This is a genomic window from Xenorhabdus anantnagensis (assembly GCF_028598555.1).
GTDB classification, from domain to species: Bacteria; Pseudomonadota; Gammaproteobacteria; order Enterobacterales; family Enterobacteriaceae; genus Xenorhabdus; species Xenorhabdus anantnagensis.
On the sequence record NZ_JAQRFN010000004.1, the window covers coordinates 1 to 26779 of the forward strand.

General features: G+C 41.9%; 23 protein-coding genes. 8 read left to right on the top strand and 15 right to left on the bottom strand.

What is annotated here, in order from left to right; translation table 11 throughout:
* Positions 1–225: 225 nt before the first annotated feature.
* On the top strand, positions 226–1662 hold the full coding sequence (locus PSI14_RS04315; RefSeq protein ID WP_273574591.1) for a M60 family metallopeptidase: 1437 nt from the start codon (positions 226–228) through the stop codon (positions 1660–1662).
* A gap of 107 nt (positions 1663–1769) precedes the next feature.
* Here PSI14_RS04315 and ychF read toward each other — a convergent pair whose 3' ends face one another.
* Complete coding sequence (gene ychF / locus PSI14_RS04320) at positions 1770–2861, bottom strand: redox-regulated ATPase YchF (protein WP_273574593.1); 1092 nt, start codon at positions 2859–2861, stop codon at positions 1770–1772.
* A gap of 112 nt (positions 2862–2973) precedes the next feature.
* Positions 2974–3564 (bottom strand): aminoacyl-tRNA hydrolase, encoded by a 591-nt coding sequence (pth, locus tag PSI14_RS04325; protein WP_273574594.1) that lies wholly within the window; start codon positions 3562–3564, stop codon positions 2974–2976.
* A 347-nt stretch (positions 3565–3911) separates the two neighbouring features.
* On the opposite strand from pth, the gene ychH reads away from it, so the two are divergent.
* Positions 3912–4187: a stress-induced protein YchH gene (gene ychH, locus PSI14_RS04330; protein WP_273574595.1), complete on the top strand. Its 276-nt coding sequence runs from the start codon at positions 3912–3914 to the stop codon at positions 4185–4187.
* Positions 4188–4272: 85 nt separating this feature from the next.
* On the opposite strand, the gene PSI14_RS04335 is transcribed toward ychH, so the two are convergent.
* The 5 genes from PSI14_RS04335 to lolB form a co-directional block, all read right to left on the bottom strand.
* Complete coding sequence (locus tag PSI14_RS04335) at positions 4273–6285, bottom strand: autotransporter domain-containing protein (protein ID WP_273574597.1); 2013 nt, start codon at positions 6283–6285, stop codon at positions 4273–4275.
* A 242-nt stretch (positions 6286–6527) separates the two neighbouring features.
* Complete coding sequence (locus PSI14_RS04340) at positions 6528–8528, bottom strand: autotransporter outer membrane beta-barrel domain-containing protein (protein ID WP_273574598.1); 2001 nt, start codon at positions 8526–8528, stop codon at positions 6528–6530.
* Between the two features lie 779 nt (positions 8529–9307).
* Complete coding sequence (prs, locus tag PSI14_RS04345) at positions 9308–10255, bottom strand: ribose-phosphate diphosphokinase (RefSeq protein WP_273555274.1); 948 nt, start codon at positions 10253–10255, stop codon at positions 9308–9310.
* Between the two features lie 59 nt (positions 10256–10314).
* Positions 10315–11256: a 4-(cytidine 5'-diphospho)-2-C-methyl-D-erythritol kinase gene (ispE, locus tag PSI14_RS04350; protein WP_273574600.1), complete on the bottom strand. Its 942-nt coding sequence runs from the start codon at positions 11254–11256 to the stop codon at positions 10315–10317.
* Positions 11256–11873, bottom strand: a complete 618-nt coding sequence (lolB, locus tag PSI14_RS04355; protein ID WP_273574601.1) for a lipoprotein insertase outer membrane protein LolB — start codon at positions 11871–11873, stop codon at positions 11256–11258. Before lolB ends, ispE begins: the two co-directional genes overlap by 1 nt.
* Positions 11874–12176: 303 nt before the next feature.
* On the opposite strand from lolB, the gene hemA reads away from it, so the two are divergent.
* From hemA to kdsA, 5 genes are all read left to right on the top strand, one after another.
* Positions 12177–13439, top strand: a complete 1263-nt coding sequence (gene hemA / locus PSI14_RS04360) for a glutamyl-tRNA reductase (RefSeq protein ID WP_273574602.1) — start codon at positions 12177–12179, stop codon at positions 13437–13439.
* A 41-nt stretch (positions 13440–13480) separates the two neighbouring features.
* On the top strand, positions 13481–14563 hold the full coding sequence (prfA, locus tag PSI14_RS04365; RefSeq protein WP_273574603.1) for a peptide chain release factor 1: 1083 nt from the start codon (positions 13481–13483) through the stop codon (positions 14561–14563).
* Positions 14563–15438: a peptide chain release factor N(5)-glutamine methyltransferase gene (prmC, locus tag PSI14_RS04370; RefSeq protein WP_273574604.1), complete on the top strand. Its 876-nt coding sequence runs from the start codon at positions 14563–14565 to the stop codon at positions 15436–15438. The genes prfA and prmC overlap by 1 nt, the downstream gene beginning before the upstream one ends.
* A complete protein-coding gene (sirB1, locus tag PSI14_RS04375) occupies positions 15422–16231 on the top strand; it encodes an invasion regulator SirB1 (protein WP_273574605.1) in 810 nt (269 codons plus the stop codon). The genes prmC and sirB1 overlap by 17 nt, the downstream gene beginning before the upstream one ends.
* Before the next feature lie 103 nt (positions 16232–16334).
* Entirely contained in the window at positions 16335–17189 is an 855-nt protein-coding gene (gene kdsA, locus PSI14_RS04380) for a 3-deoxy-8-phosphooctulonate synthase (protein ID WP_273574606.1), read from the top strand.
* A gap of 113 nt (positions 17190–17302) precedes the next feature.
* Here the strand turns inward: kdsA and PSI14_RS04385 are convergent, their stop codons facing one another.
* The 7 genes from PSI14_RS04385 to PSI14_RS04415 all read right to left on the bottom strand — a co-directional run bounded on the left by PSI14_RS04385 (position 17303) and on the right by PSI14_RS04415 (position 23288).
* Complete coding sequence (locus tag PSI14_RS04385) at positions 17303–18592, bottom strand: MSMEG_0569 family flavin-dependent oxidoreductase (RefSeq protein ID WP_273574607.1); 1290 nt, start codon at positions 18590–18592, stop codon at positions 17303–17305.
* Positions 18593–18604: 12 nt separating this feature from the next.
* Positions 18605–18895, bottom strand: a complete 291-nt coding sequence (locus tag PSI14_RS04390; RefSeq protein WP_273574608.1) for an MSMEG_0570 family nitrogen starvation response protein — start codon at positions 18893–18895, stop codon at positions 18605–18607.
* An 89-nt stretch (positions 18896–18984) separates the two neighbouring features.
* Entirely contained in the window at positions 18985–20031 is a 1047-nt protein-coding gene (locus PSI14_RS04395; RefSeq protein ID WP_273574610.1) for a sll0787 family AIR synthase-like protein, read from the bottom strand.
* Positions 20031–20594: an MSMEG_0567/Sll0786 family nitrogen starvation N-acetyltransferase gene (locus PSI14_RS04400; protein ID WP_273574611.1), complete on the bottom strand. Its 564-nt coding sequence runs from the start codon at positions 20592–20594 to the stop codon at positions 20031–20033. Before PSI14_RS04400 ends, PSI14_RS04395 begins: the two co-directional genes overlap by 1 nt.
* Before the next feature lie 11 nt (positions 20595–20605).
* Positions 20606–21757, bottom strand: a complete 1152-nt coding sequence (locus PSI14_RS04405; RefSeq protein ID WP_370688814.1) for an MSMEG_0568 family radical SAM protein — start codon at positions 21755–21757, stop codon at positions 20606–20608.
* A 40-nt stretch (positions 21758–21797) separates the two neighbouring features.
* Positions 21798–22775: a Nit6803 family nitrilase gene (locus PSI14_RS04410; RefSeq protein WP_273574613.1), complete on the bottom strand. Its 978-nt coding sequence runs from the start codon at positions 22773–22775 to the stop codon at positions 21798–21800.
* Between the two features lie 30 nt (positions 22776–22805).
* A complete protein-coding gene (locus tag PSI14_RS04415; RefSeq protein ID WP_273574614.1) occupies positions 22806–23288 on the bottom strand; it encodes an MSMEG_0572/Sll0783 family nitrogen starvation response protein in 483 nt (160 codons plus the stop codon).
* 382 nt (positions 23289–23670) lie between these two features.
* Between PSI14_RS04415 and PSI14_RS04420 the strand changes: the two genes are divergently transcribed.
* Positions 23671–25608 carry a sigma 54-interacting transcriptional regulator gene (locus PSI14_RS04420; RefSeq protein ID WP_273574616.1) on the top strand — a complete coding sequence of 646 codons (1938 nt, stop codon included), beginning with the start codon at positions 23671–23673 and terminating at the stop codon, positions 25606–25608.
* A 167-nt stretch (positions 25609–25775) separates the two neighbouring features.
* Here PSI14_RS04420 and PSI14_RS04425 read toward each other — a convergent pair whose 3' ends face one another.
* The gene (locus PSI14_RS04425; RefSeq protein ID WP_273574617.1) at positions 25776–26075 is read right to left on the bottom strand and encodes a hypothetical protein; all 300 of its coding nucleotides are present in this window, start codon (positions 26073–26075) and stop codon (positions 25776–25778) included.
* Positions 26076–26779: the final 704 nt, after the last annotated feature.

Sequence of the window (26779 nt, forward strand, 5' to 3'; positions counted from 1 at the left end):
ATAACTCTGGGTCAATTGACCTCGTTCAAGGTGACAAACTCCACTCCGCATGCCGTCATCTGTTATGGATTTATAGAATTTTCCTTTATTAATCAGTTTATTAATAGCCACTTAAAATTTGTTGATATAGGCAGAACCTAAAGGTAATGTTGAAGGGTGATAATCAATATGGTTACTTAATGGCAAACCATAAAATTTTATACCTACCATTTATGGAGGAAAATTATGATAAATGCCACTGACAACATGCTACGTTTTAGCTTCCTTTTTATATTTTGTTTAATTTCAGGGAATGTACAGGCAAAACAATCGATCAATGATAATGTGGTTGGCAATGATAATGTGGTTGGTAAAAATCACTGGGCCAATATAAAGGAAAACAATAATTCATATATAAACAATGCGTATATAGACAATGTGGAGAAACGCTATCTATTACCCGCTTTGCCCTCCGCCACTGAAGAATCGGAGCGTCTACGTACGATGAAGCTGGCAGATTATTTTCCCTCCGGCTTATATGTTCGCAAAGGTGAAACTATTCGCCTGTCATTAACTGGAGCGAAAGCCATTTCGGTTTTTTTTAGTTCTCCCACAATCCCTTTCACTGGGGGAGAGGATGGTAAGTCGATTCTTGTATCCTCAAAAGATAAAATCAGCACTTTCACATCTCCCACTGACGGGATAATGTATTTCCGTTACACCCAGCATTATTCTAATAAGCCCAACCCCATAAAAGCGTCGATTAAGGTTTTAGAAGGAGGTGAAGCCATTCCTTTGTATGTTGCGGGTCAGACAACACTTGATGAATGGCGGAAGATGTTAAAGAAATATAGCCATTCACAATTTATTGAGATAACCGATCGCAAAAGCATAATCACTATAACACGGAATATTTATGATCGTTCTGCAAGGGCGGAGGCGGACCCGGCAGTATTGTTGGGCCAAATTAAACGTATCATCAATAGTTATGATGATATCTCTGGTTTATCGGCTAAGGGCGATAACAAAGACCGACCATCTCCGCTTAAAATTCATTATATTGAGGATAAGTTTTCTCCAGCAGAAGGGCTTGGAAATATTTACATGTATGCGGCAGATTACATAATAGGTATGCCGGGAGACAGTGCACTGGATGTACTTAATGTACTTAATCCAGACAAATTATCATCCGGTTGGGGAATATGGCACGAAATTGGTCATCATTATCAACAGGATGATTGGGTTTGGAGAGCCGTCCTAGAAAGCACTGTTAACATTTATTCTCTGTATATTCAATCGGTATTAGGTTTTCCTTCCGAATTAGACAAAAAAATGGATAACGGTTTAACCTGGAATGAAGTTGCGAAGAAATTCAAACGGTCCCCTAACCGTGATTTCAACAGTGAGAAGCCGGATAGTATGATCTGGGTAAGACTGGCAATGTTTGAGCAACTGAGGAAAGGATTAGGGACTGACTTTTATCGTAAACTTCACAGCTATTATCGACACCATCCGTTGAAGGATACTACCAGCGACGAAGAAAAAATAAACAAGTTTGCCTTGCGTGCAAGCAGGGTTTCAGGCTTTGATTTGACGAAGTTCTTTGTCGATTGGGGGTGGACTATTAACAAACAAACCGGTGATGACATTAAAGCGCTTAATCTTCCAAAACCACCGCTATAAACAGCAAATTACATAACAGTGAGCCATCTGATAAAATCCACGCAGTTGCGTGGATTTTATCAGTCTCGATAAGACATTCTAAAATGTCTTAAGACAAGAGAAATGATTTAGACATTGAATAAGAAATTCAGCACATCGCCATCTTTAACGATATAGTCTTTCCCTTCAGCCCGCATTTTGCCAGCTTCTTTCGCGCCTTGTTCACCTTTGTAAGTGATAAAATCATTAAACGCGATGGTTTGGGCACGGATAAAGCCTTTTTCAAAATCGGTGTGGATTTTACCCGCAGCTTGTGGGGCTGTTGCGCCGACCGGAATAGTCCAAGCACGAACTTCTTTCACGCCCGCAGTGAAGTAGGTTTGCAGGTTCAGCAATTCATAGCCAGCACGGATAACACGGTTCAGGCCTGGTTCTTCCAGACCCAGTTCCGCCATGAACTCTTCGCGATCAGCATCTTCCAGTTCTGCAATATCGGATTCGATGGCCGCACAAACGGGAACAACGACAGAGCCTTCTTTTTCCGCAATGGCGCGAACGATATCAAGGTGTGGGTTATTCTCAAAACCATCTTCATTGACGTTTGCAATGTACATGGTTGGTTTCAGGGTCAGGAAGCTCAGATAGCGAATAACCGCTTTTTCTTCTGCATTCAGGTTCAAAGAGCGCAGCATACCTGCTTGTTCAAGGTGAGGAAGACATTTTTCCAAGGCTTCCAGTTCTGCTTTGGCGTCTTTATCACCGCCTTTGGCTTTTTTCTGTACACGCTGGATGGCGCGTTCACAGGTATCCAAATCAGACAGAGCCAGTTCTGTATTGATAACATCAATATCTGAAGCAGGATCAACCTGACCAGAAACGTGAATGATGTTGTCGTTTTCAAAACAGCGTACCACATGACCGATCGCTTCTGTTTCACGGATATTGGTCAGGAATTGGTTTCCTAAACCTTCACCTTTTGAAGCGCCTTTTACCAGACCAGCAATATCCACGAATTCCATGGTGGTTGGCAGTATGCGTTGTGGTTTAACAATCTCAGCCAATTGGTCGAGACGTGGGTCTGGCATCGGCACAACACCGGTGTTTGGCTCGATGGTACAGAACGGGAAGTTTGCTGCTTCGATACCTGCTTTGGTCAGCGCATTGAATAATGTAGATTTCCCAACGTTAGGCAGGCCAACGATACCGCATTTGAATCCCATATATTTATCACCTTAAATCACTTATAAACCAACGAGCAAGATGCTTGTCGGTGAGTTATACAAAATTGGCGCTATTATACACGCAATAGCCCGTTGCGCCACGCACTCCCAGCTAGGCGCTGGCTTTAAAGGCATGCAGGCGGTTAATTGCCTTGTTCATACCCTCTTTAATAAGGATGTCAGTACAGCGCAATGCTTCATCTATCGCATCGTCAATCAGTTTCTGTTCGCTGGCAGGGGGCTTGCCAAGGACGAAACCCACAACTTTGTTTTTATCGCCCGGATGGCCGATGCCGATACGCAGACGATGGAAGTTAGGGTTATTGCCGAATTTGTTTTGAATGTCTTTCAGGCCATTATGACCGCCATTACTGCCGCCCAGTTTCATTTTTGCCACGCCGGGCGGGAGATCCAGCTCATCATGGGCAACCAGAATTTCATCCGGTTGAATGCGATAAAATCCAGCAAGAGCAAGGACAGATTTGCCGCTGAGGTTCATGAAAGTGGTTGGCACCAGTAAACGAATATCCTGCCCATTCATGTTGATGCGGGCGGTATAGCCAAAAAATTTACTCTCTTCTTTCAGGGACTGGTTATGGCGTTGTGCTAACAAATCGACAAACCATGCTCCGGCATTATGTCTGGTCTGTGCATATTCAGCCCCAGGGTTTGCCAGGCCAACGATTAATTTTATATTATTCACGGTTTAGGTTCGCTTATTGGCAATAGAACAAAAAAGGGGGTTAGTTTACCTATCTCAAGGCTTGAGTACAAAATTCATTATAGCCTTATCTTTCAATTCGTTGTTTTACCGAATGCATTAATCCGAATCACTCTGACTATTTTCGATAAGACTGTTCTTTTTAATAAATATTATTTTGGTGGAATGTAAAAAATTAGGCTTAAATTTGTACATCATGTGATCATTGCCGCAATAACCTTTTATATGATATGGCTATAATTAATACATGAAGAAAGATGTCTACTTTCGTGCTTTTGAGTTCGTTGTGTTTGCAAATTAGCGTTCACAAAAAGTATTGGAGGTTGTTTATGAGACGTAAAAAGGCTTTTATTTTTGGCAATATTCTCATGGGAACGGGAATGACGGCAATGCTTGCTAGCCTGGCTTATGTATTGCTTAGCCATATTTTCAAATTTGGTCAGTCTGAATTTCTTACAGGTCTCTCATTAATGGGATTGTTTGTTGGGGCATTTATTTGGTTGGTAGGCGCTAGGATTGGTGGCCGGGAACAGGTTACTGATAGATATTGGTGGCTGAAAAATTACGATGAACGTTATCGTCGTAAGAAACATCGACATCCATAATTATTTCAAATGTTAAAATTCAGTACATTTAGATAAGGCGGCAATTTACTACCGCCTTATCTTTGTTTGTGAAAGGGTTGGCATATCAAAATCTGACATTGAGACCGAGATTGAAGTAATAATCGTGATTTGGCTCATTATCATTTTTTTCATGTGATACAGCCGCAAATGCGTGAAGATTATTGGTCAGATTGGCATTGACGCCAACAGTGTATTGAACGCGATCCTTCTTCTGTTCTTTCCCCTGTTGTACGAAACTTGTTTGAGTGGAATTGATCGCGCTGCGAAGAGCATAGTGCTCATTATTGAATTGGTGCTTAAACAGGACAGAGGCATAAGGATTAATAAGCCCTAATTGTGTATCTGCTCGCCAGCCCACCGAGACAATTCTGGCATGATAGTGTTGACCTCCAAAATGCATGGCAGTACTCCTGTTCCCCGACTCACGATAACCATCAATATTCCCTTTGTCCCAAGTGTATTGGATGATTGGACTGGTGGTCAGATAACGGGTGACAGGGATATCCCAGCCTGCCGTAATACGCCAACCCCACTGCTTACCCATCGTTGAACCTGATTCCCTACGTGTGGCCTGACCAAGTTGGATGGAACGTGACAAATTATCATAATTGATGCGTGAGTAATGGAAATCGCCGCTTAGCCAGCCGTGGTCATAGTAGTTCCATAGTGTGTAAGCTGTTATGACATGGCCTGTCGCCGCATAATTAAAATCAGGCGTTGCATTTTGTTCATCTCTATAACGTGAAATTGTTGCCCCTAATAGCAAATTATCCGTCAGTTGATAATCGCTACCTAATGTAAGGGTACGATTGTGATTGCCAGTATAACCGCCGAATACACCAATTTTACCTTGTTCTTTATGACTATGTTCTTTATGACTATGTTCTTTATGACTATTGCGTAATTGTTGCAGGTGGCTGTCAAGTGAGGATAAGGCGACTTTGGCTGGAATGCGATTGATAGGGTTCAATGCCATCACTTGTAGCGGGGCGTTATAGATCGACATAATGTACTGACCGATCACATGATGTGCATAAGGTGTCGGATGGAAGTTATCGGAAAACAAGAATGCTTGGCTTTTATCAAATTCAGGGTCAGAAGAAGAACAAGATATAGCCATTTTACCTTGTTGACAAGCATAACCCAGGGTATTGGAGATACCATAAATAGTCGGGTTCTCAATCACTTCTCGTAAGAGAAGGTTGATATTGGCAAGAAGGATATTTCCGTTACCGAGTTGGCTTTCTTCAATTTGATTATATTTGTCAGAAAGTTGGGAGGCAGTTTTGCTGGCATTATCGTAAGCATCATGCAATTGGTGGTAAATTTCTTTAGCTTTTTTGGGATCTTGGGGAGATGCGTTTGCGGCAATTTTTTTTAAGACGCCTTCAATAATTTGATTTCGGATTTCGGTATTTGGCGTAGGATAATGGTTAATGGCTTCATGAATTTGTTTCAGGGTTTGAGCGATCTTTTCCTTAGGTACTTTCTTTTTCTCCAATGAAATTCTAAGAACTTCTTCTAGAATTTTGGGGGTTGTTCCGACATCAGGGACATTAGGTACAATAACCAAGCCGGCACCAGCTTTAAGAAGCCGATTAACTTGCGATGCTGCGGATTCAGAACCATCATTGATAAGATGTTGTGCAGATTTTTTATCGCCTTTCGCTAAATGTTCTAGAGCCTTAGATATATTATTGCCCCCGACCCAATGTATATACACACCATTAGGATCAGCCTGTTCAGAATGTGTTTTTAAATAGTCATTGAGTTGTTTCTCCGTGGAGTGAGATATAATATCCCAGATTGGATCACCTGAACCATTAGCTGTAGCTCCTCCGTAGGCATAATTAGTTCCGCCTTTACCAGATGGTATTAGTTTTTTGCCTGTGAGTTTTCTCGTTATATATTCATTATATAGTTCAGCGTTTTTTCCATCTGTTGTGAACTTTCCGATATTCCCACTATCACTCAAACTATCCCCAAAAACATATACATTGTCATAAGCATAAGAATTAGTAGTGAAATTTACTAATAATGCAGTTGTGGCTGATACTAAAAAGGATACCTTTTTCATATCTTTCTCCTGAAAAACAGCATGTTATTTTGGCATCAGTTCAACACATTGAGTTAAAAGATCATTTAATTATCTCTCTGGTTGATGGCTGATTTTCTGCGTATTTCAGTTAGATACTACATCCATTTACATATACAAAAATTCAACAAGATATTAATGTCAGGAGTGACTTATTATTAAACAAAAAACGCAAGGCAGTAATATTTATTGCCCTGCGTTCCTGAGTGAAAGTTTACAAAGAATTAGAAACTGGCATTGATGCCAAAACTGAAATTATAGTTAGGATCTTGAGCGCTGCCCTCATTGCGAGTCACGGAAGCAAACCCACGCAAGTTATTGAATAAGTTTGCGTTCACTCCGACAGTATATTGGCGCCAATTAGTGCTCTGTTTACCACTTTCCTGCACAAAAGAAGTTTTGGTGGAGTTAATGGCACTGCTCAGTTTATAGCTTGTGTCGCCAAATTGGTGATTGAACTGAACAGAGGCATAAGGATTGAAACGGCCAAATTTAGTATCTACTCGCCAGCCCAGTGTTCCAACTTTAGAAGTATAGCTTTGATCGCTAAAATGCATAGAAGTGCTATTGTTGCCGGATTCACGGTAGCCATCGATTTCACCTTTGCTCCAAGCATATTGGGCGATTGGGCTGGTGGTCAGATAATTAGTGACAGGGATATCCCAACCCGCGGTAATTCGTGCCCCCCACTGTTTACCCGTGCTCGAACCTGTTTCCCTGCGGGTGGCGTTGCCAAGCTGGATGGCACGGGTCAGGCTGTCATAATTGGTGCGCGAATAATGGACGTCACCGCTCAGCCAACCGTTGTTATAGTAGTTCCACAATGTATAAGCTGTCAGAACATGCCCACGTCCTTCGTAAGAGAAATTAGCGGCAGGAGTGCGCTCATCTTTATAGTCAGAGTACATTGCACCCAACAGCAGGTTATCTATCAATTGATAGTCGCCACCCAGTGTAAAGGTTTTGTTCTGGCTGCCAGTGTAGCCACCAAAAACGCCGATTTTGCCCTGAGCATTGCCGCCATTGCGCAGTTGTTGCAGGTGGCCGTCAAGGGAAGAGAGGGCACTTTTAACTGGAGCACGGTTAACTTGGTTCAGGGTCATTACCTGTGATGGCGCATTATAAATAGAGGTAATATATTGGGCCATTATCTTGTGTCCCAACGGTGTTGGGTGGAAGTTATCGGAGAATAAGAACTGTTTATCCCCTGTAAAGCCTTTTTTAGGGTCGGAGTCGCATTCAGCAGCACTTTCTCCTTGTGCACAGGCATAACCCAACGTATTTTGAATGCCATAAATCAGAGGATTGGCGATTACTTCATTCAGTAGACCATTGATATCAGCACGCAGGATATTGCCATTTTTTTCGCTGATTTTTTCGTCGACTAGACTGTTGTATGCATCAGTGAGTTTTGAAGCATCTTTGCTAATTTTGTCATAGCCCTCTGTAAGTTCTTTTTCAATTTGGTCAGCAGAAGCTTTCGGAATTAATTTTGCCCCTTTTTGTGCTAACGTATAAAAAACGTTTTTTAGTGCAAGCTCGCGAGCTGCACCATTGGGGATTTCATGTTTATTAATTTTTGAATGAACTTCTTGCAAAATAGAATTGATTCCATCTTCAGGAATTCCTTTATCTTTTAAACCCGTTTCTATTAGGCTTTCCAGTAGCTTAGGAGTAATTCCAACATCAGGAACAGTTGGTGCGATAATTAATCCGGCACCTTTTTCGACAAGTTTATTGATTTGATTAGAGGCTTCGGTAGCGCTGGTATTGACAGTTATATAAGCTTTAGAAGGATCTTTCTGACCAGCAGCTAAAGCCTCAGCAAGATCATTGCCACCAACCCAATGGATATAGATGCCGTTGGAATCTGCTTGCTGATTATGTTTATTCAGATAACGTTCAACTTGTTCTTTTGTATTGGGGTTAAAAGCATTCAACTTAGGATCTTGGCGTAGCATTTTTAGAGCTGTTGCACCACCTTGTGCATAATTAGTTCCACCATTATTGGATGGGATTAGCTTCGTGTTTGTAATTTGTTGGGCAATATATTCATTGTATAACTTACTGATTTTTCCATCTGTCGTGTATCTTCCGTTATTGCCACCATCACTCAGGCTATCACCAAAGACATAGACTTTGTCATAAGAATAAGCATTGGCATTAGAAATGGCATTGATTGAAAGCGCTAACAGTGCAGGTGTGAATAAAAATGCCTTTTTCATTGGCATTCTCCTTAAAAAGTAGTTTTTGTTATTGATCAGCACCTCGCCTTTGAATAAAAAAGTATCCAGTGATTTTTCCATGAAAAAATTGGAGGTGCTGATGGGGATGGTATTTCAATTAAAATGTATATCAGTCAGCTAATGGCTGACTGTAATTAACTATGATTCCCTGTTAACGATATTCGATATTCCATATTCCATATTGCTTCTGATTTTTTATATATAATGTGATGTTAAAATATCCAACTCTTAAATATTTCCTAAAATAGTCTGATGAACACTAACCTTAGTTAGATTAAAACTAAAAGAATTATCACTTCAGTCTCAGTTGCTGATTCATTAGGAAAATTTATTTTTAAAGCTAAGAAATAAAAACCTATCGTCACTAATTTTTCAAAAGGTTAGCAGTAACTATTCAATGACACCAGTATTGTGAGAAGGTTTGACAACTGGACGTACCAGATGAACTGAAATGATTGTGAGATATTAATTTTAGTTTGTATGTAAAATAATCATCTTGTTTTTGTTGATAACAATTTATTATTCTTGGGTTAACTTATTGATAAAATTAATTATTAATCCTACATTAATATTCATTTTTGTTATTAATTCTTAATGAAAATATTATTTATGTATATCAAATAAACAAAAAACCCCGCCGCTGCGAATGCAGCCACGGGGTTTTTCAAGCAATGATTTATTTAATCACTTGAATAAGTTAGCGCTTAATATTAACACTAAAGCTTAAACATTCGAGCTTAAACATTAATGCTTAAACATTAATGCTCAAACATAGCAGAGATAGACTCTTCATTGCTGATACGGCGAATAGCTTCAGCAAGCATACCAGACAGTGTTAAAGTACGAACTTTGTTCAACGCCTTGATCTCATCAGATAAAGGAATTGTGTCACAGACAATAAATTCATCGATCACCGAGTTCTTGATGTTTTCCACTGCATTGCCAGAGAAAATAGGGTGGGTTGCATAAGCAAACACACGCTTTGCTCCACGCTCTTTCAATGCTTCAGCTGCTTTGCACAGTGTGCCGCCTGTATCGATCATGTCATCAACCAGAACGCAATCACGGCCAGCAACATCACCAATGATATGCATAACTTGAGAAACGTTTGCGCGTGGGCGACGTTTATCAATGATAGCCATATCTGTATCGTTCAGCAGTTTGGCAATTGCACGGGCGCGCACAACACCACCGATATCTGGAGAGACAACAATCGGGTTTTCCAGACCTTTCTGGAGCATATCTTCCAGAAGAATTGGGCTACCAAATACATTATCAACTGGCACATCAAAGAAACCTTGAATCTGCTCAGCGTGTAGGTCAACGGTAAGAACACGGTCTACACCAACGCTGGACAGAAAGTCCGCGACAACTTTGGCAGTGATAGGTACACGTGCTGAACGGACACGGCGATCCTGACGAGCATAACCGAAGTAAGGAATAACAGCGGTAATACGACCAGCAGAAGCACGACGTAACGCATCGACCATAACAACTAATTCCATCAGGTTGTCGTTGGTTGGTGCACAAGTGGACTGGATGATGAAAACATCACCACCGCGTACATTTTCATTGATTTGAACACTGACTTCACCGTCGCTAAAACGACCGACAGCAGCGTCTCCTAGGGTAGTGTACAGGCGGTTGGCAACACGTTGTGCTAGTTCAGGTGTAGCATTACCAGCAAAAAGCTTCATATCGGGCACGAGAAAAACCTCAGGCTTGCGTCCAGAAAGATATTGTTGACCAATCAAACAAACATTGTTCATTGGTTCAATAACACGGGTATCCCAGAGCGGAATGTATGCAACGGAGAAATATTAACGCCACGCGCAACAAAGCCCTGCATCCACTCTGGGGCTTGATTTAACACCTTACGGGCCGATGCTTCTGATTCGAACTCGCCGAAAACACATGCACCGGTTCCGGTCAGGCGTGACGGTGCATATTCTAACAGCCATAAAAGAAGCTGTTCAACCTTACGAAAACGTTTTCTTGCGATTAGCTCACAATCATTTGCAAATGGTGCCTGTAATAATGCGGATAGAGTGCGAATTGGAGAGTTTCTTTTTAATTCAGGATCTGTGAAGATCGTCGGAGTTGATATCTCAATTCCGGGATGGGCAACCAAAAACCATTTCTCTTCTGGTGAGGCAGGCTGGAGTTTTTCCCCAATACCTTCGGCAAAAGCAGCATGACCTTTGATAAATACGGGAACGTCTGCGCCAAGACAGACTCCAAGCTGTGCCAGTTCATCATCGGACAGATTGGCTTGCCAATGATGGTTCAGAGCAACCAATACCGTCGCAGCATTGGAAGAGCCACCTCCCAAGCCTCCGCCCATCGGCAGGCATTTATCAATATGAATATCGGCTCCCAAGCATTCGGCTCCGAATTGAACATTCTCATTGCGATTCGATAATATGTGTTTTTGCAATAGCGTATTTTTTTGTAATAGCGTGCGTTTTTGTAATATATGGCTCTGTAATAATCGGGCTGCCCGCACGATCAAATTATCATCATGGGCTACGCCTGCAACCGGAGTCAATAAGCGGATTTCATTATCTCGACGCGGCGAAATGGTGATTTCATCGCCATAATCCAGAAATTGGAACAGCGTTTGCAGTTCGTGGTAGCCATCAGGTCGTTGTCCTGTGATATACAAAAATAAATTCAATTTTGCCGGAGAGGGCCAGGTTAAAGTCATTATTGAATCGTCCAGTTATCCATCTTTAATTTTATGCGGTTTTTTCCTTGGGTAAGCTCCAGTCGAGTGGGTAAGGCTGGTGTGATCGATGTATCGTATCCCTGATAATTGACTCGCCAAACTTCACCATTTTTTTTGTCACTCACGGATTTAAGCAAGTAGTTGGCATCCAATTGAAAATCTTTGGTACTGCCGGGCAGACCGATAATCCAACTTTTTAGATTATCCAGAGGGATATTCATATTGGTAAGCTGGTAAATTAAAAACTCTGGTTCATCACTGAGATATTTTTTACCGTTATTGTCAGTGACTTGAATCATGTTCGGTTTGACGAATAATTCCAATTCTGTTGTACCCAGTGGGTTGAGCAGCAGTAATTTATAATTGTCAGGCGAATATTGTTGCCAGAAAAAACGGGCATACACTTTTTTTTCATTTGCCAGATAAGCGAAAGAACCTCGGGTTTGGTAATGCTCCAGCTTTGCCAGTTGTTGTTCACGGGCATGCCATTGTGGGGTATCCGCTGATCCCGTGCCCATCGGGGGTTGTGTGATTGTACAGGCCGTCAGTAAAACACCGGAGAGGGGAAGTAAGCGAAAAAACGAAGACATTTTCATACGGTAACCCTTGGTGGTAGGAAAGTTTGAAACTTGAATTCTATTGATTATAAATATGGCGGTATTTAAATATGACAATTTAGGGTGTGTCACCCCAGTTTATAATCAGGAGGGTAATTTAGCGAAAATTTGATAAGAATTCTCGAATAAATTATCGTAGAACCGCCCGATTGACTTTTATTGAACTGTTGCATCAAGTAGAATGCTCGATCAATGAGAGTCCTTATGAAGGGTGTGAGTTTATGAGAATAATTATTAATATCATCATGACCTTGCCTCCCGTGATAACTCAATGCAGTTAAGATGACTTTATTAGCACTCGGTATCAACCATAAAACAGCACCTGTTTCCTTACGTGAGCGGGTGGCCTTTTCTCCTGACACGATAGGGCTAGCGCTTGATGACTTGCTCCAGCAACCACTGGTGCGAGGGGGCGTTGTGCTGTCCACCTGCAACCGCACGGAGCTTTACCTCAGCGTTGAACAGCAGGGTAATTTTAAAGAACAGCTAATTAATTGGCTATGTCAATATCATCGGCTTAATCCTGATGATTTAACAAAAAGCCTCTACTGGCATGTGGATAATGAGGCGGTCAGCCATTTGATGCGGGTCGCCAGCGGCCTGGATTCTCTGGTATTGGGCGAGCCGCAGATTTTGGGACAAGTGAAAAAGGCCTTTGCTGAATCACAAAGTTACCAAGCACTGTCAGGGGAACTGGAACGCTTGTTCCAAAAATCTTTCTCGGTGGCCAAGCGGGTCAGAACAGAAACGGAAATTGGTGCAAATGCCGTTTCCGTGGCATTTGCTGCTTGCACACTGGCACGGCAAATTTTCGAATCCCTTTCCCAACTGAATATCCTGTTGGTGGGAGCAGGGGAGACGATTGAACTGGTAGCCCGACACCTCAAAGAGCATGGCGTGCATCACATGATGATCGCCAACCGCACGAAAGAACGTGCACAGATGCTTGCCAGTGAAGTCAATGCAGAAGTTATTTCCCTACCGGATATCGATACCCGATTGGCCGAAGCTGATATTGTAATTAGCTCCACTGCCAGCCCGTTGCCGATCATTGGCAAAGGCATGGTCGAAAGGGCGTTGAAATTACGACGTAACCAGCCGATGTTGCTGATTGACATTGCCGTTCCCCGAGATATTGAGCCGGATGTTGAAAAATTGAGTGATGTTTATCTGTACAGCGTGGATGACTTACAGGCTATCATTCAGCAAAACCTTGCCCAACGCAAAGCTGCGGCGGTTGTTGCGGAAGGTATTGTGCAACAAGAAAGCAGCCATTTCATGGATTGGTTGCGTTCTCAAGGTGCTGTTAATACAATTCGTGAATATCGGGAACAAGCAGAGAAAATCAGGGCTGAGATGACAGCAAAAGCATTGATGTCCATAAGGCAGGGTGCTGATGCTGAACAGATCATTAACCAATTGACCCATCAATTGACGAATCGTCTGATCCACACACCGACTAAATCTCTCCAACAGGCTGCCAGCGATGGTGATTTGGAACGCCTGAATCTATTACGGGACAGCCTTGGGCTGGATCATAACTAACCCTATTCTAAACCTATTCTAAATAAGGTCTGATATTACGAATGAAGCCTTCTATTGTCGCTAAATTGGAAGCATTACAAGAACGCCATGAAGAAGTTTTGGCTCACCTCGGTGATGCTGAAGTGATCACTGATCAAGAGCGTTTTCGGGCACTCTCAAAAGAATATGCTCAATTGACTGATGTGACTAACTGTTTTAAAGCTTGGAAAAGCGTTCAGGATGATATAGAAACAGCCGAGATGATGCTTGATGATCCCGAAATGCGGGAAATGGCGCAGGAAGAACTCAAGGGCGCAAAAATTCGTAATGAAGAGTTGGCACAGCAACTGCAAGTACTGTTATTACCAAAAGATCCGGATGATGAACGCAACTGTTTCCTTGAAGTTCGCGCTGGAACTGGTGGTGATGAAGCTGCAATATTTGCCGGGGATTTATTCCGCATGTACAGCCGTTATGCCGAATCCCGCCGTTGGAAAGTTGAGATCATGAGCGCCAATGAAGGCGAACATGGCGGATATAAAGAAGTAATTGCCAAAATTTCTGGTGAGCAAGTTTATGGTCACCTGAAATTTGAGTCTGGCGGACATCGTGTCCAGCGTGTGCCGGAAACCGAATCTCAGGGGCGTATTCACACTTCTGCTTGTACAGTGGCTATTCTGCCAGAAATTCCAGAAGCGGAATTACCGGAAATCAGCCCAAGCGATCTAAAAATTGACACTTTTCGTTCCTCCGGTGCGGGTGGGCAGCACGTCAATACCACTGACTCTGCAATTCGAATTACCCACCTTCCAACGGGTATTGTTGTGGAATGTCAGGATGAGCGTTCACAACATAAAAACAAAGCAAAAGCGATGTCTGTGCTGGCTGCGCGTATTCGGGCCGCAGAGATGCGAAAGCGTCAGGAAGCCGAGGCTTCTGAACGCCGCAACTTGCTCGGCTCCGGCGACCGTTCAGATCGCAACCGCACTTATAACTTCCCACAGGGGCGGGTTACTGATCACCGTATCAACCTAACGTTATATCGCCTTGAAGAAGTGATGGAAGGCAAACTGGATATGCTTATCCAGCCTATCATTACTGAATATCAAGCAGACCAATTATCTGCATTGTCAGAGCAGGATTGATGAATTATCAACATTGGCTCCAACATGCGGCGATGCAGTTGACTGAAAGTGACAGTCCTAAGCGTGACGCAGAAATCTTGTTGCAATATGTGACAGGGCGTTCCCGCACTTATTTGATTGCATTCAATGAAACGCCTATTTCCCCCGAAGAAGCCAGCCAGCTTGATGCTTTTCTGGCCCGCCGCATTCAGGGAGAGCCGATCGCTTATATTGTAGGGGAACGCGAATTTTGGTCGTTACCCCTTGCGGTATCGCCTGCAACCTTGATCCCACGCCCTGACACGGAATGCTTAGTTGAAAAAGCCCTGGAATTGCTGCCTGATTTACCTGCACAGATTCTGGATCTTGGTACGGGAACGGGGGCTATTGCATTGGCATTGGCGAGTGAGCGGCATGATTGCCATATAACAGGGGTGGATATTAATCCTGATGCTATAGCATTGGCACAGCATAATGCTGAAAAAAATGCTGAAAAGTTATCTTGCCATAATAAGCCTTTCCATAATGTGGATTTTTTGCAAAGTGAGTGGTTCTCAGCAGTTGGGAAACGACAATTTGATATGATTGTCAGTAATCCTCCGTATATTGATGAGCTTGACCCCCATCTGCGTGAAGGAGATGTCAGGTTTGAACCAGCCACTGCATTGATTGCCGCCCAAAATGGCATGGCAGATTTGCAGACAATTGTGGAGCAGGCTCGCCACTTCTTGTTACCAAACGGATGGCTATTATTGGAACATGGCTGGAAACAGGGAATTGTTGTCAGAAACCTATTTTTGGAAAAAGGTTATCAACAGATAGAGACCTTTCAGGATTATGGTGGTAATGAACGTATCACGGCAGGTCGATGGAATAAAAATGAAAACCATAGTTAATTATGAATTCAATAATGCTTCCCTGATAGACGGTATTATTCTAGTAACACGGGCCATTCGTCCTGATTTTCCTCAAATATTAGTGACTGAGCAATTAACCGCCTTGGTTGAAGAAGCACAGCAAAAACTTTCCTCTATAACTGATACTAAAACAAAATTGCAATCGTTATTGACGCTTTTTTATCGAGAGTGGAAATTTCGCGGAGCGAATGGGGTGTACTGTTTATCTGATACTCTATGGTTGGATAATGTACTGCATTCGCATCAAGGTGCTCCCGTAACACTGGGAACGGTATTTTCACACATTGCTCAGGCACTGGGATTGGCCGTACAGCCTGTCATATTCCCGACACAGTTAATCTTGCGGATTGATTTAACGGATGAGCCAACATGGTTTATTAATCCCATGAATGGCGATACGCTCAACGAACATACACTTGATGTTTGGTTGAAAGGCAATATTGGCCCGACGGTTTGTTTGGAAAACAAAGATCTACAGGAAGCCGATAATGCCAGTGTTGTGCGAAAAGTTACTGACACCATCAAAGTTACTTTGATGCAAGAGAAAAAGATGGAGTTGGCACTTAAAGCCAACGAAATCGTGCTGATGTTTGACCCCGATGATCCCTATGAAATCCGTGACCGAGGGCTGATCTATGCACAGCTCGACTGTAGTCACATTGCTGTCTCGGATTTGAGTTATTTCGTGGAGCACTGCCCTGAGGATCCTATCTCAGAAATGCTAAAAATGCAGATTAACTCCATTGAGCAAAGAGCGATTATCCTCCATTAAATATCGTTATAAGAATGTCGTCATAAGACGGAATTTCTCTGCGCCTTATTTATTTTTATGAATACCGCAAATTTATTTGCCCTTAATAAGAGAAGGTATAAGCATGCAACAGAAAGTGGTTAATATTGGTGACATCAAGGTCGCAAATGATCTGCCTTTTGTATTGTTTGGTGGTATGAATGTCCTTGAATCACGGGATTTGGCCATGCGTATTTGTGAGCACTATGTGACCGTAACGCAAAAACTGGGCATTCCTTATGTTTTCAAGGCGTCTTTTGATAAGGCTAACCGCTCTTCTATCCATTCCTACCGTGGGCCGGGTTTGGAAGAGGGAATGAAAATCTTTCAGGAGCTAAAGCAGACTTTCGGCGTGAAAATCATCACTGATGTGCATGAACCCGCGCAAGCCCAACCTGTTGCAGATGTGGTTGATGTAATTCAGCTTCCCGCTTTTCTTGCTCGCCAGACCGATCTGGTTGAAGCGATGGCTAAAACAGGCGCAATCATCAACGTCAAAAAACCTCAGTTCGTCAGCCCAGGTCAAATGGGTAATATCGTTGAGAAATTTAAGGAAGGTGGCAACGATCAGGTTATCTTGTGTGACCGTGGCAGTAACTTTGGTTACGACAATCTGGTGGTTGATATGTTGGGCTTTGGCGTCATGAAGCAGGCAACTAATGGTTCACCCGTTATTTTTGACGTTACTCACTCTTTACAGTGCCGTGATCCATTGGGTGCAGCTTCCGGTGGTCGCCGTGCGCAAGTATCTGAGCTGGCGCGTGCTGGTATGGCGGTGGGGATTGCGGGGCTGTTCCTTGAAGCTCATCCTGAACCAGAAAATGCAAGATGTGATGGGCCATCGGCATTGCCTCTGGCAAAACTGGAACCATTCCTGATGCAGATGAAAGCTATTGATGATGTGGTGAAAAATTTCCCAGATCTGGATACCGACAAATAATCACTGAATCCGTCAGGGCTTATTGATAAAGGTTGATAAAGGTTGATAAAGCGGTTACAGGCATTTTGTTCTGTAACCGCTGATTTTTTTCAGTTCCCTGATTTTGGGATATCTCACCCACAAGACGCTAAGTTATCTGCGTTGCCCCGAATTTGTTGCTCAATATGCTGTACCACATAGGCAGCATCCTGATCGATCCCCAGAAAACGCCCGGAACCCCATGTATATAACCACGGCAAACCAATAAACGTGACATCTGGATCAATAGTAATTCCACGGTCATGGCTCGGATAACCATTGGCTTGGAAAATATCTAAATCAATCCATGAATAATCAGGCCTGAAACCGATACACCAAATCACAGAAGTAATATTTTCTTTTGCTAAATCAATGTGTGTGATTTCCTGCTCAGGGCACCAAACAGGCTGATACAATGATGCAGGTTCTTTGGTTGCAATATTGTTTTTATCTAAATATTCATCAATTGAGGCATTAATGCGATTATAAGTGGCATCAGCACGGTTTAGGTTTTCTGATAAATCTGGTCGAAACCAGAGTTGACCATCTTTAAAATCATCAAAACGCCCGAACAACTGCATACCTTCTAAAGCAAATTTACGCAGGTCAATATCATGTCCACCGTCACGCCCCGTGACATAGTGGTTGGTGCTATTACGTACTTCTTCGCTATAACGATGATCTTTGACAGTTGTTTCGTAATAACCCATACCAAACAGCCAGTTCACTACATCTTTACCACGATAGAATCGAGCACACCGTGGTGCATCACCTGTCGATAAATAGACTTTTTTGCCTGTCAGATGTAAATCTTCGGCAATCTGTGCGCCGGATTGCCCTGAACCGACCACCAACACCGCACCTTCAGGCAGTTGATCGGCATTTAAATATTCTTCCGAATGCATCACTTTTATATGCTCAGGCAAGGTATCACTTAGTTTTGGGTAAATCGGGGTGTGATACCCGCCTGCGGCGACAACAAGCTGTTTGGCGATGGTTGTACCGTGATTGGTTTTAATGACAAACTTATGGGCTGCCACTTTTCTCACATGTTCTACCTGAATATTTAAGATGGCAGGAGGATTGAGTTTTTTAATAAATGCATCAAGATATTCCACTATTTCATGCTTTGTCATAAAGCCATCAGGGTCTTGCCCTTGGTAAGGATGTTCAGGCAATAAGCACTGCCAGTTAGGAGTCACCAAGGTAAAATTATCCCAACGTTTACGGCGCCAGCTATGGGTCAATTCGGGTTCTTTTTCCAATATCACATGGTTGATGCCTGCTTTCTGCAAATAGTGACTGATACATAAACCGGCCTGACCACCACCTACAATCACCACATCATAACTTGGTTGTAATATTTGATTTTGGATATTTAACATGGAACATCCTTCTCATTTATTCGTCATTTCAATGACTTCAATTTGATCTTCTGGGCTTAGCCCGAAAATTTTGATTTGGCGTTTGATCATCGCCAGATTGTCCATGGCCGAACTACAGGCAAAGCCATAGCGTGTACGTACTCTTTCCGATGCGGCGTGCAGGCCATTCTCAATCTGATGCAAAAATTGCGTACTGGGATAACGCTGACCAATGAACAGATATTCATAAATCACCGTTGAAGGGGCGTAATATTGAAACAGCTCTCCATTAGGCCACTTCACGGTAAAATTCACACTGGGCATAACATAGGCTCCTACTGACTCTTCGTCTCAATCTGTACGGGTTTGGCTTATAACTTTTTTGAGAGTGATTTTTCTTAAGCTAATTTTTTTTAAGATATTTTTTTAAACACTCTTTTTAAGACATTGGCATAACAAAAACCGGTAAATACTTGGCTATTAAAATCCCAAAATATGTTGTGCTGTTTTTGTTGCTTCTGCTGTACTGTAACCACACCGCTGACATTGGTTTCACCAATCACCGAGCAGGTAATTCCTTGATGGTGAAATAACTCGATGATTTCTTCACATTTATCTACATCGGCAGTCAGTAAGAAACCAAAGCTGGGGAAAATTTGCAGCCATTTGAACCAATCCACATCATCCGGTTTAGGAATGGCATCTAAGTTGATATCTGCGCCTGATGCAGTAGCTTCGAGCAGCATCAACAAACTACCTAAAATGCCGGCATTGCTAATATCACGGGCGGAATGAGCCAGATTTTCCTCTGCCAATTGCGGCAACAAGGCAAGCTGTGACCGTAAAATGCAGCCAGATACATGTTCAAAGCATTTCCAATAAGTGGTATTGGGGTGGAATTGTCCCTGTAGATTTAAAGCAATCAGAATTTTTTGGTGTGGCTTGACATGCAATACCGAGAGCAGTCTTCGCGCTAGACCTTGAATCGCAACGGATAAAGCGGGTTGAGAGACCGCTTCAAGATGGGAATGTCCACCAACCAATGGCACACCATAAGCATTACAAGCATCCTGCATACCCTGCATTAGCTGTTGGGCATGTTCGTTACTGGTATGCCAAAAACTGTTCACAACAGACAATGCCCGACCGCCCATTGCTGCTATATCACTAATATTTGCCATAATCGCTGACCATCCGGCAAAATAAGGATGATTGGCTACAAAATTCGGCAACATACCTTCACAGGCGTGCAATATATATTGACCATTTAATGATTGATCATTTAATAACGTTTGATTATTTAATAATATTGCTGCCGTATCATCTCCGGGATAGGCATATAAACTATCCAATGAATCCACATGGCAAGTTGTATTGGCTGAAATACTGTCAGCAATCGCCCGCTTGGATTGCATAGCGGGTGTATGTCTTAGTACTTCAAGTAATTGATTGAGTTCCATCAGCACGTCTCCTTCTGCATATAGACATGCATCGGGATATGCTGTAACGGATAATATTCAATCTGAGCCTGCATCAATATATGGGGAATGTTGGCAATGGTTAATTGATGCAAACTATCCCAACGCAACTTTTGGAAATAGCGTTCATTTTGATTTTGCACCGTGGCTAAGAAAGTACGGCATCCTAAGTTTTTGGCCGTTGATACTGCTGCATTGATTAGCGCTTTACCAATAGCATGGTAATGTCGATATAAAGGATCTACGCATAACCGCCCGCCATACCATGTTTGTTCAATATCAGGGAAGATCCGCACCGCCCCAATCACCCGGTCATGCTCACCAAGCATTTTCCCAATGGCAATAATACCTAATGCTTTAAAATCATACTCATCACGATCTTCTTTTAATATTTTCTGTTCATCGCGGAAAGTCGCTTCACGTAAACCATAATATTGACGAAGTTCCCAATTTTCTGACACAGTTTTGATAACAATGTCACTATTAAGAGTTTTTTTCAGCCTTTCATTTAACTCAAGCCGCCAACAACAGTGAGAAAGTTCCATATTACATTTCCTTATTCATATGCTTTCAGCGAAGAGCAAGCGCCACATTTGGCACAACCTGCTTGAGTATTTTCTGAGTGCAAACCATGTTGTTTGAGTTGTTGTCCGATTTTCGGATAAAGCGACTGCATAAAATCTGGGTCAGGTTTAGGATGATGCTCCAATGGAGTCCCTTGAATTGGCACAAACGGCACCACAAATGGATACACCCCAATTTTGGTTAATTTGGCGCTCATCTCCACGATTTCCAGTTCAGTGTCGCCCAAACCTGCCAAAATGTAGGTACTGACCTGCCCCCGACCGAACACGGCAACGGCGGCCTCAAATGCGGCAAAATATTTTTCCAATGATACTTCGGCTTTTCCGGGCATAATTTTCTGCCGTACACTCTCATTCACTGCCTCAAGGTGCATCCCAATCGACACAGCGCCTGCGTCTTTTAAACGCTGAAACCATGCAAAATCATCGGGTGGCTCACACTGTACCTGTATTGGCAAATCAACCTGCGCCTTAATCGCTTTAACCGAGTCATATAAAATTTTTGCCCCACGATCTGCCTTATTTGGTGTGCCTGTGGTGATCACCATTTGTTTGACACCATCCAGCTCAACGGCTGCCTTGGCGACTTCTGCCAATTGTTGTGGATGCTTGCGGATCAAAGTCCGACCATTTTTTACAGACTGATCAATCGAACAAAACTGACATGCAGTTGCTTGGTCATTCATACGAATGCAATGCTGTAACACTGTCGTTGCTAATACGTCATGGCTGTGTAAGGTTGCAATTTGCTCATAAGCAATACCTTCGGCAGTTTTCAAATCATAAAAACGTGGTCGTGCAGGTGCAGTTAAGGTTGCTATCGGGATTCGGTTTTTAAAGACAATCACCTTGTCGGAGTTCGTCTCAGGCTTTGCAGTATAGGGCGAATCTTGTGCTGCAAGGTTTAGCACAGGAATCATCATGGTTTGCCCGTTAAGACTCAGTGCCTTGTGATCGCTTGGCCCCGCACCACCTTTACGGGACAAGCCAACTTCGCCTTCCCATTTCAGGCCATTACATTGCAAATCGGTCAATAATTGTGGTTTGATCAATAATTGTGGTTCGATCAATCGTTGTGGTTTGATCAATAATTGTGTATCGGGCAATCGCTGTATTGCAGACATCCTTACCCCCTATAACTTGGGTTTCTTAGATATATACTTCCTAAATTTTTGAGAGTTTTTCATGATGGTTTTGATTTGGCATTTCAGCTTGCAGTTCGTGTAATACATGTGTCGGGCGACGATCAATCAATAAGCTGAACAATTCAGGACGGCTATAATGTCCAACTGAATCCATCATGCGTTTGCGTTTATCAATCAGGCTGAAATCCAGATCGGCAATGCAATAACCTTCACCTTGCGTGAGTGGTTCAGCTAAAAACTTGCCTTCAGGAGAAACAATGGCGGTAAAGCATCCTTCTGAAATTGGAGCGATGCTACAGCCAGTATCCTGCATAATTTGTTGTTGCTGTTCGGGATGCAGCCAGGCGGTGGCATTGACCACAAAACAACCGGACTCTAAAGCATGGTGTTGAATGGTTGCACTGATTTGATCGGCAAAAACCTGCCCTACCAACGAACCAGGAAACATGGCAGCATGAATTTGCTCACCATCTGCCATCAAGGCAAAGCGTGCCAACGGATTGTAATGTTCCCAGCATGCCAATGAGCCAACACGCCCCACAGCGGAATCAATGGCCCGCAGGCCACTGCCATCACCTTGTCCCCATACCATTCGTTCATGGTAAGTTGGGGTAATTTTGCGGCGATGTTGAATGATTGAACCATCAGCATCAAATAACAGTTGCGCGTTATAAATCGTACCGCCTGCACGTTCATTAATGCCAATCGACACCACCATGTTAGCCCCAAGACAGGCTTGACCAATTGCTAAGGTTGCTTCTGAAGGTACAACGACTGATTCATTCAATAGTTTTAAATGTTCTTTGCCCATGGCAAAGGGCGGTTGTACAAAGGAAAAATAAGGGTAATAAGGCACTACAGTTTCAGGAAAGACGGCAAATTGCACTCCTTGTTTTCCAAGCTCTGAAATAATGCCACAGATTTTTTTTACCGTTGCGGCTTGGCTATAAAGCACAGGACTGCATTGCACTGCGGCAGCTTTAATGATTCGGTTCATGTCTTATTCCCCTTATAGTTTATGTCTGACTTAAACAGTCCAAGTATCAATGACTAAGGCATTGTCACGACGCATCAGCAGTTTTAAATCCATCACATCCAATGGATTAATTGGACGGATCCCCGGAATAAGCGCTTTTTCGGTTTGACCATACATGGCTTGCAACGCAAAACGACAGGCATAAACTTCCCCACCTTCTTCCATAAAGGCTTTCAACTGATTATTGACGGCCAAATGGCCTGAAAAAGCTTCCGCTCCTAACGTTGGAAAACCACGTTGTACACCCAGCTGCACACCTGGGCCATAAAGCAATATTTTGGTTTCAAAGCCCTTGCGCAATAAACGCTTTGCCTGCAACACATTGATCAGGCCAATTGACCCTTCAAATGCAACAGTATGAAAAGTCACCAATGCCTTTTCACCCGGTTGTGCTTTGACGTCTTCAAACACTTTCTCTTCATAATCAACAAGAAAATCGCCATCTTTATACTGTTCGATATCAACTTTTGGCATAACAGCTCCTAGTTAAATGCTATTTTGGAATGAATCAACATGTGTTCTGCCTGTGTTAAAGCGAAAACTGTGCCAAGTTATATTGAAGGAAGGGATGATATTTTTATCTCATTGAAAATTATTATTTAATTTATATTGAGATTTTTTTGTGGAGATAAATCGAACGATTATAAGATTATAATTTTTCGTAGTATTACGAAATTTGATAGTTTCAATTATGAAGTTTCATAGTATTAATACAGCAGAATAGCTCTCACTAAATAGCGTCAATTAAATGGTCTTAATTAAACGATTTTAATTAAATGTTTTTAAGTAAATGTTTTTAAGTAGATGTTTTTAAGTAGATGTTTTTAAGTAGATAGTATTAATCCGGCAGAATAATATGAATACAACTGACTTTATCTCGGACTGGGTAACATTTGAAGATTCAATTCGCCCGTTGGTGTTTGAACACACATCACAGGCATTAATCGTATTAGATCCACACCAAAACCAGTTTATTGATGTGAATATCAGTGCAACTCAACTATTACGATATGAACGTCATGAAATTATTCAAAAAACGGTGACTTCCATTTTCGGTCATTTCAGTCAATTGCCAAGCCTCCTGGCATTCACTGAAGAAGCTTTGGAAAAAGATTGGGCTTGTAGCAATGGGCTGTATGCTTTTGATAAGAATGGTGGAAAAATCCAGTTGGATATTACTTCCATTTCACTGCCTTATAAAAACAAAACATTGTTGATATGGTCGCTGGTGGATGTCAAAGCGTTAGAACAACGCCAACTGAACAAAAATGCTGATAACGTCATCCATACAGATTCAAAAGAATGCCAAGCTTTGCAAGAATTATTTATTGATTCTGATACAGGCAAGCATTTATTACTGAGTTCAGTCGGTGATGGCATTTACAGTATCAACAAACAAGGGTTGTGTACCTTTATTAACCCCGCCGGGGCTAAAATGTTGGGATTGCAGCCTGAAGATGTACTGAGTAACAATATCCATCAGATTCACCATCATACCCATGAAAATGGCGAACACTATCCTGTAGAAGAGTGTCCGATTTATGCAGCGGTAAATGACGGTATTGTGTATGAAGGTATTCAGGAAATTTTTTGGCGCCGCGACGGAAGTTACTTTCCAGTGGAGTTTACCAGTACTCCTGTGATTCGTGACAGTGAAATTATTGGCGCGGTGGTAGTGTTCCGCGATATTACCGATCGGCTGAATACCGAAAAACAACTGACTCATGCCCTTGAAGAGCTGCAAGATTTAAAAAGTCGGCTGGAACAGCAAAACGAATATCTGCAAGAAGAAATTTTACAAGAAAATAAATACCATGAAATTGTCGGCAGCAGTGCATCCATTTTACAGATTATTGAGAAAATCAATGTAGTCGCCCCAACCGATGCCAACGTGATGATTTATGGTGATTCAGGTACAGGCAAGGAGCTGATCGCCCGTGCTATTCACCAATCCAGTCACCGTAAACAGCAACCACTTATTCGGGTCAACTGTGCAGCCATTCCTTCAGAACTATTTGAAAGTGAATTTTTCGGGCATGTTAAAGGGGCATTTACTGGGGCTGTGCGTGACCGTGTCGGACGTTTTGAATTGGCAGACCAGGGCACATTATTTTTAGATGAGATTGGCGAAATTCAACCAGATCAACAAAGTAAATTGCTACGTGTATTGCAAGAAGGAACCTTTGAGAGGGTAGGCGAAGAAAAAACGCGGCATGTGAATGTGCGGATTATTGCTGCCACCAACCGCAATTTAAAAGAAGAAGTGAAACACAAACGCTTTCGCGAAGACCTGTATTTTCGTTTAAATGTATTCCCGATTTATGCGCCAGCCTTACGTGAACGTAAAGAAGATATTCCGCTTTTGGTTACACACTTTACCAAGCTGATTTGTGACAATCGTAAAATAAATTATCTACCATTCTCACAAAAGCATATTTTGGAACTACAGCAATATGACTGGCCCGGCAATATCCGTGAGCTGCAAAATGTCATTGAACGGGCACTAATTACAGCAAAACAAGGCGCTGTTTCCTTTACCTATTTGCTAGAACAAGATCAACAACTATCTAAAATTTCACGTCAAAATATTCACAATGAACGACAAAGTGAACTACAAAGAACCGAAGATGTGCTAACCATAGAACAACTCAAGGAGTTGGAAATGAAAAATTTTTCTCTTGCCGTTCAACAATCCAAAGGAAAAATTTTTGGTGATAGTGGGGCAGCAAAATTGTTGGGAATTAACCCAACAACATTGATCTCACGCTTAAAAAAATTGGGGATTGATTATTAAAAATCTCATTTGAGATTGGAAAATGTACCTCATCCCCCTTATCTTTATCTTTGATTTCAGGTTAAGCACTTTTAATCAAAGTCGGCAGTCTTATTTTTTCTACAAATCACAATAGCTTTCTGGCTTTATGAATAATTTATCTACCTAATATCATAGGTTTATATAGATTATTTTCTAGGGTGAGCCGTGATAATCTTTTTTGTATTAGCGTCAATGTTAACATTAAAATCATTGAATGCTATTTCATTATACGTCATTACATTTTCAGGCGTAATTTTTATTGGATAAAAGCTCACGGAGTAATATTTACGAGCATCTATTGGAGATTTTATAAGACGAATGTTTATATGACAATCGGTTATATCGAAGCCCTCATTAGCCGCGTGGTTTATCGCTATTAACAAGAATCCCGCAATATCTTTATTTATTTCATGCGAATTTTCGAATTTCTCTTCTATAAATTTCATTCTTCATCCTTACTCAAAAGTTTTTATTGATAATAACACTCTAAGTATGGTAAAAAATAAATCACTTGGGGTTCAATATACTTAAAAAACATACATTGTGCTTTTTCATGCTTGTGATTTATATTTTACTTGCAATTAGTTAAGGTATTTTTATTAATCGTGAAAGATATGTATTTCTAACAAACATCTATTTTCCTCCTATTGTTTCAGTATTTTTTCTATAAATTTTAAATTATAACTTTGTTAATAGTGTTCACTTACAACACTATTGCTATAAAATCCAAAATTAATGCGATATTTAATATAAACTGTATGCTGTAAACGATTATTTAACAGAATTGATTTGAAGAGATAATTTTGTTTCATTGATGATATGTCTATATTTTTCATATAGGAACGCGATCTAAATTTAGAAGTAATGCAATGGGTATGTTTTACAATTTATTCTGGAATTTTTTATTCGGACACAATAGGGGTCCGCTTCAGAAAACGGAAAAAATCGTACGCTAGCCCAATTTTAATTGCCGCAGTGGTTTGAATTTCCCGACTTCGCCGAAAACTTTGTTACTTTTATCACTCAGTAGGCGGCCATTGTTGAGCTGCATGAAGTATGCGTAAACCTGACGTTTGGTTTCCTCAAGCAAAACGGCCGGTCGGTGATCGTCGATAGTTGGTCAGGGGGAACCAACATTGTGGCCGGAGCA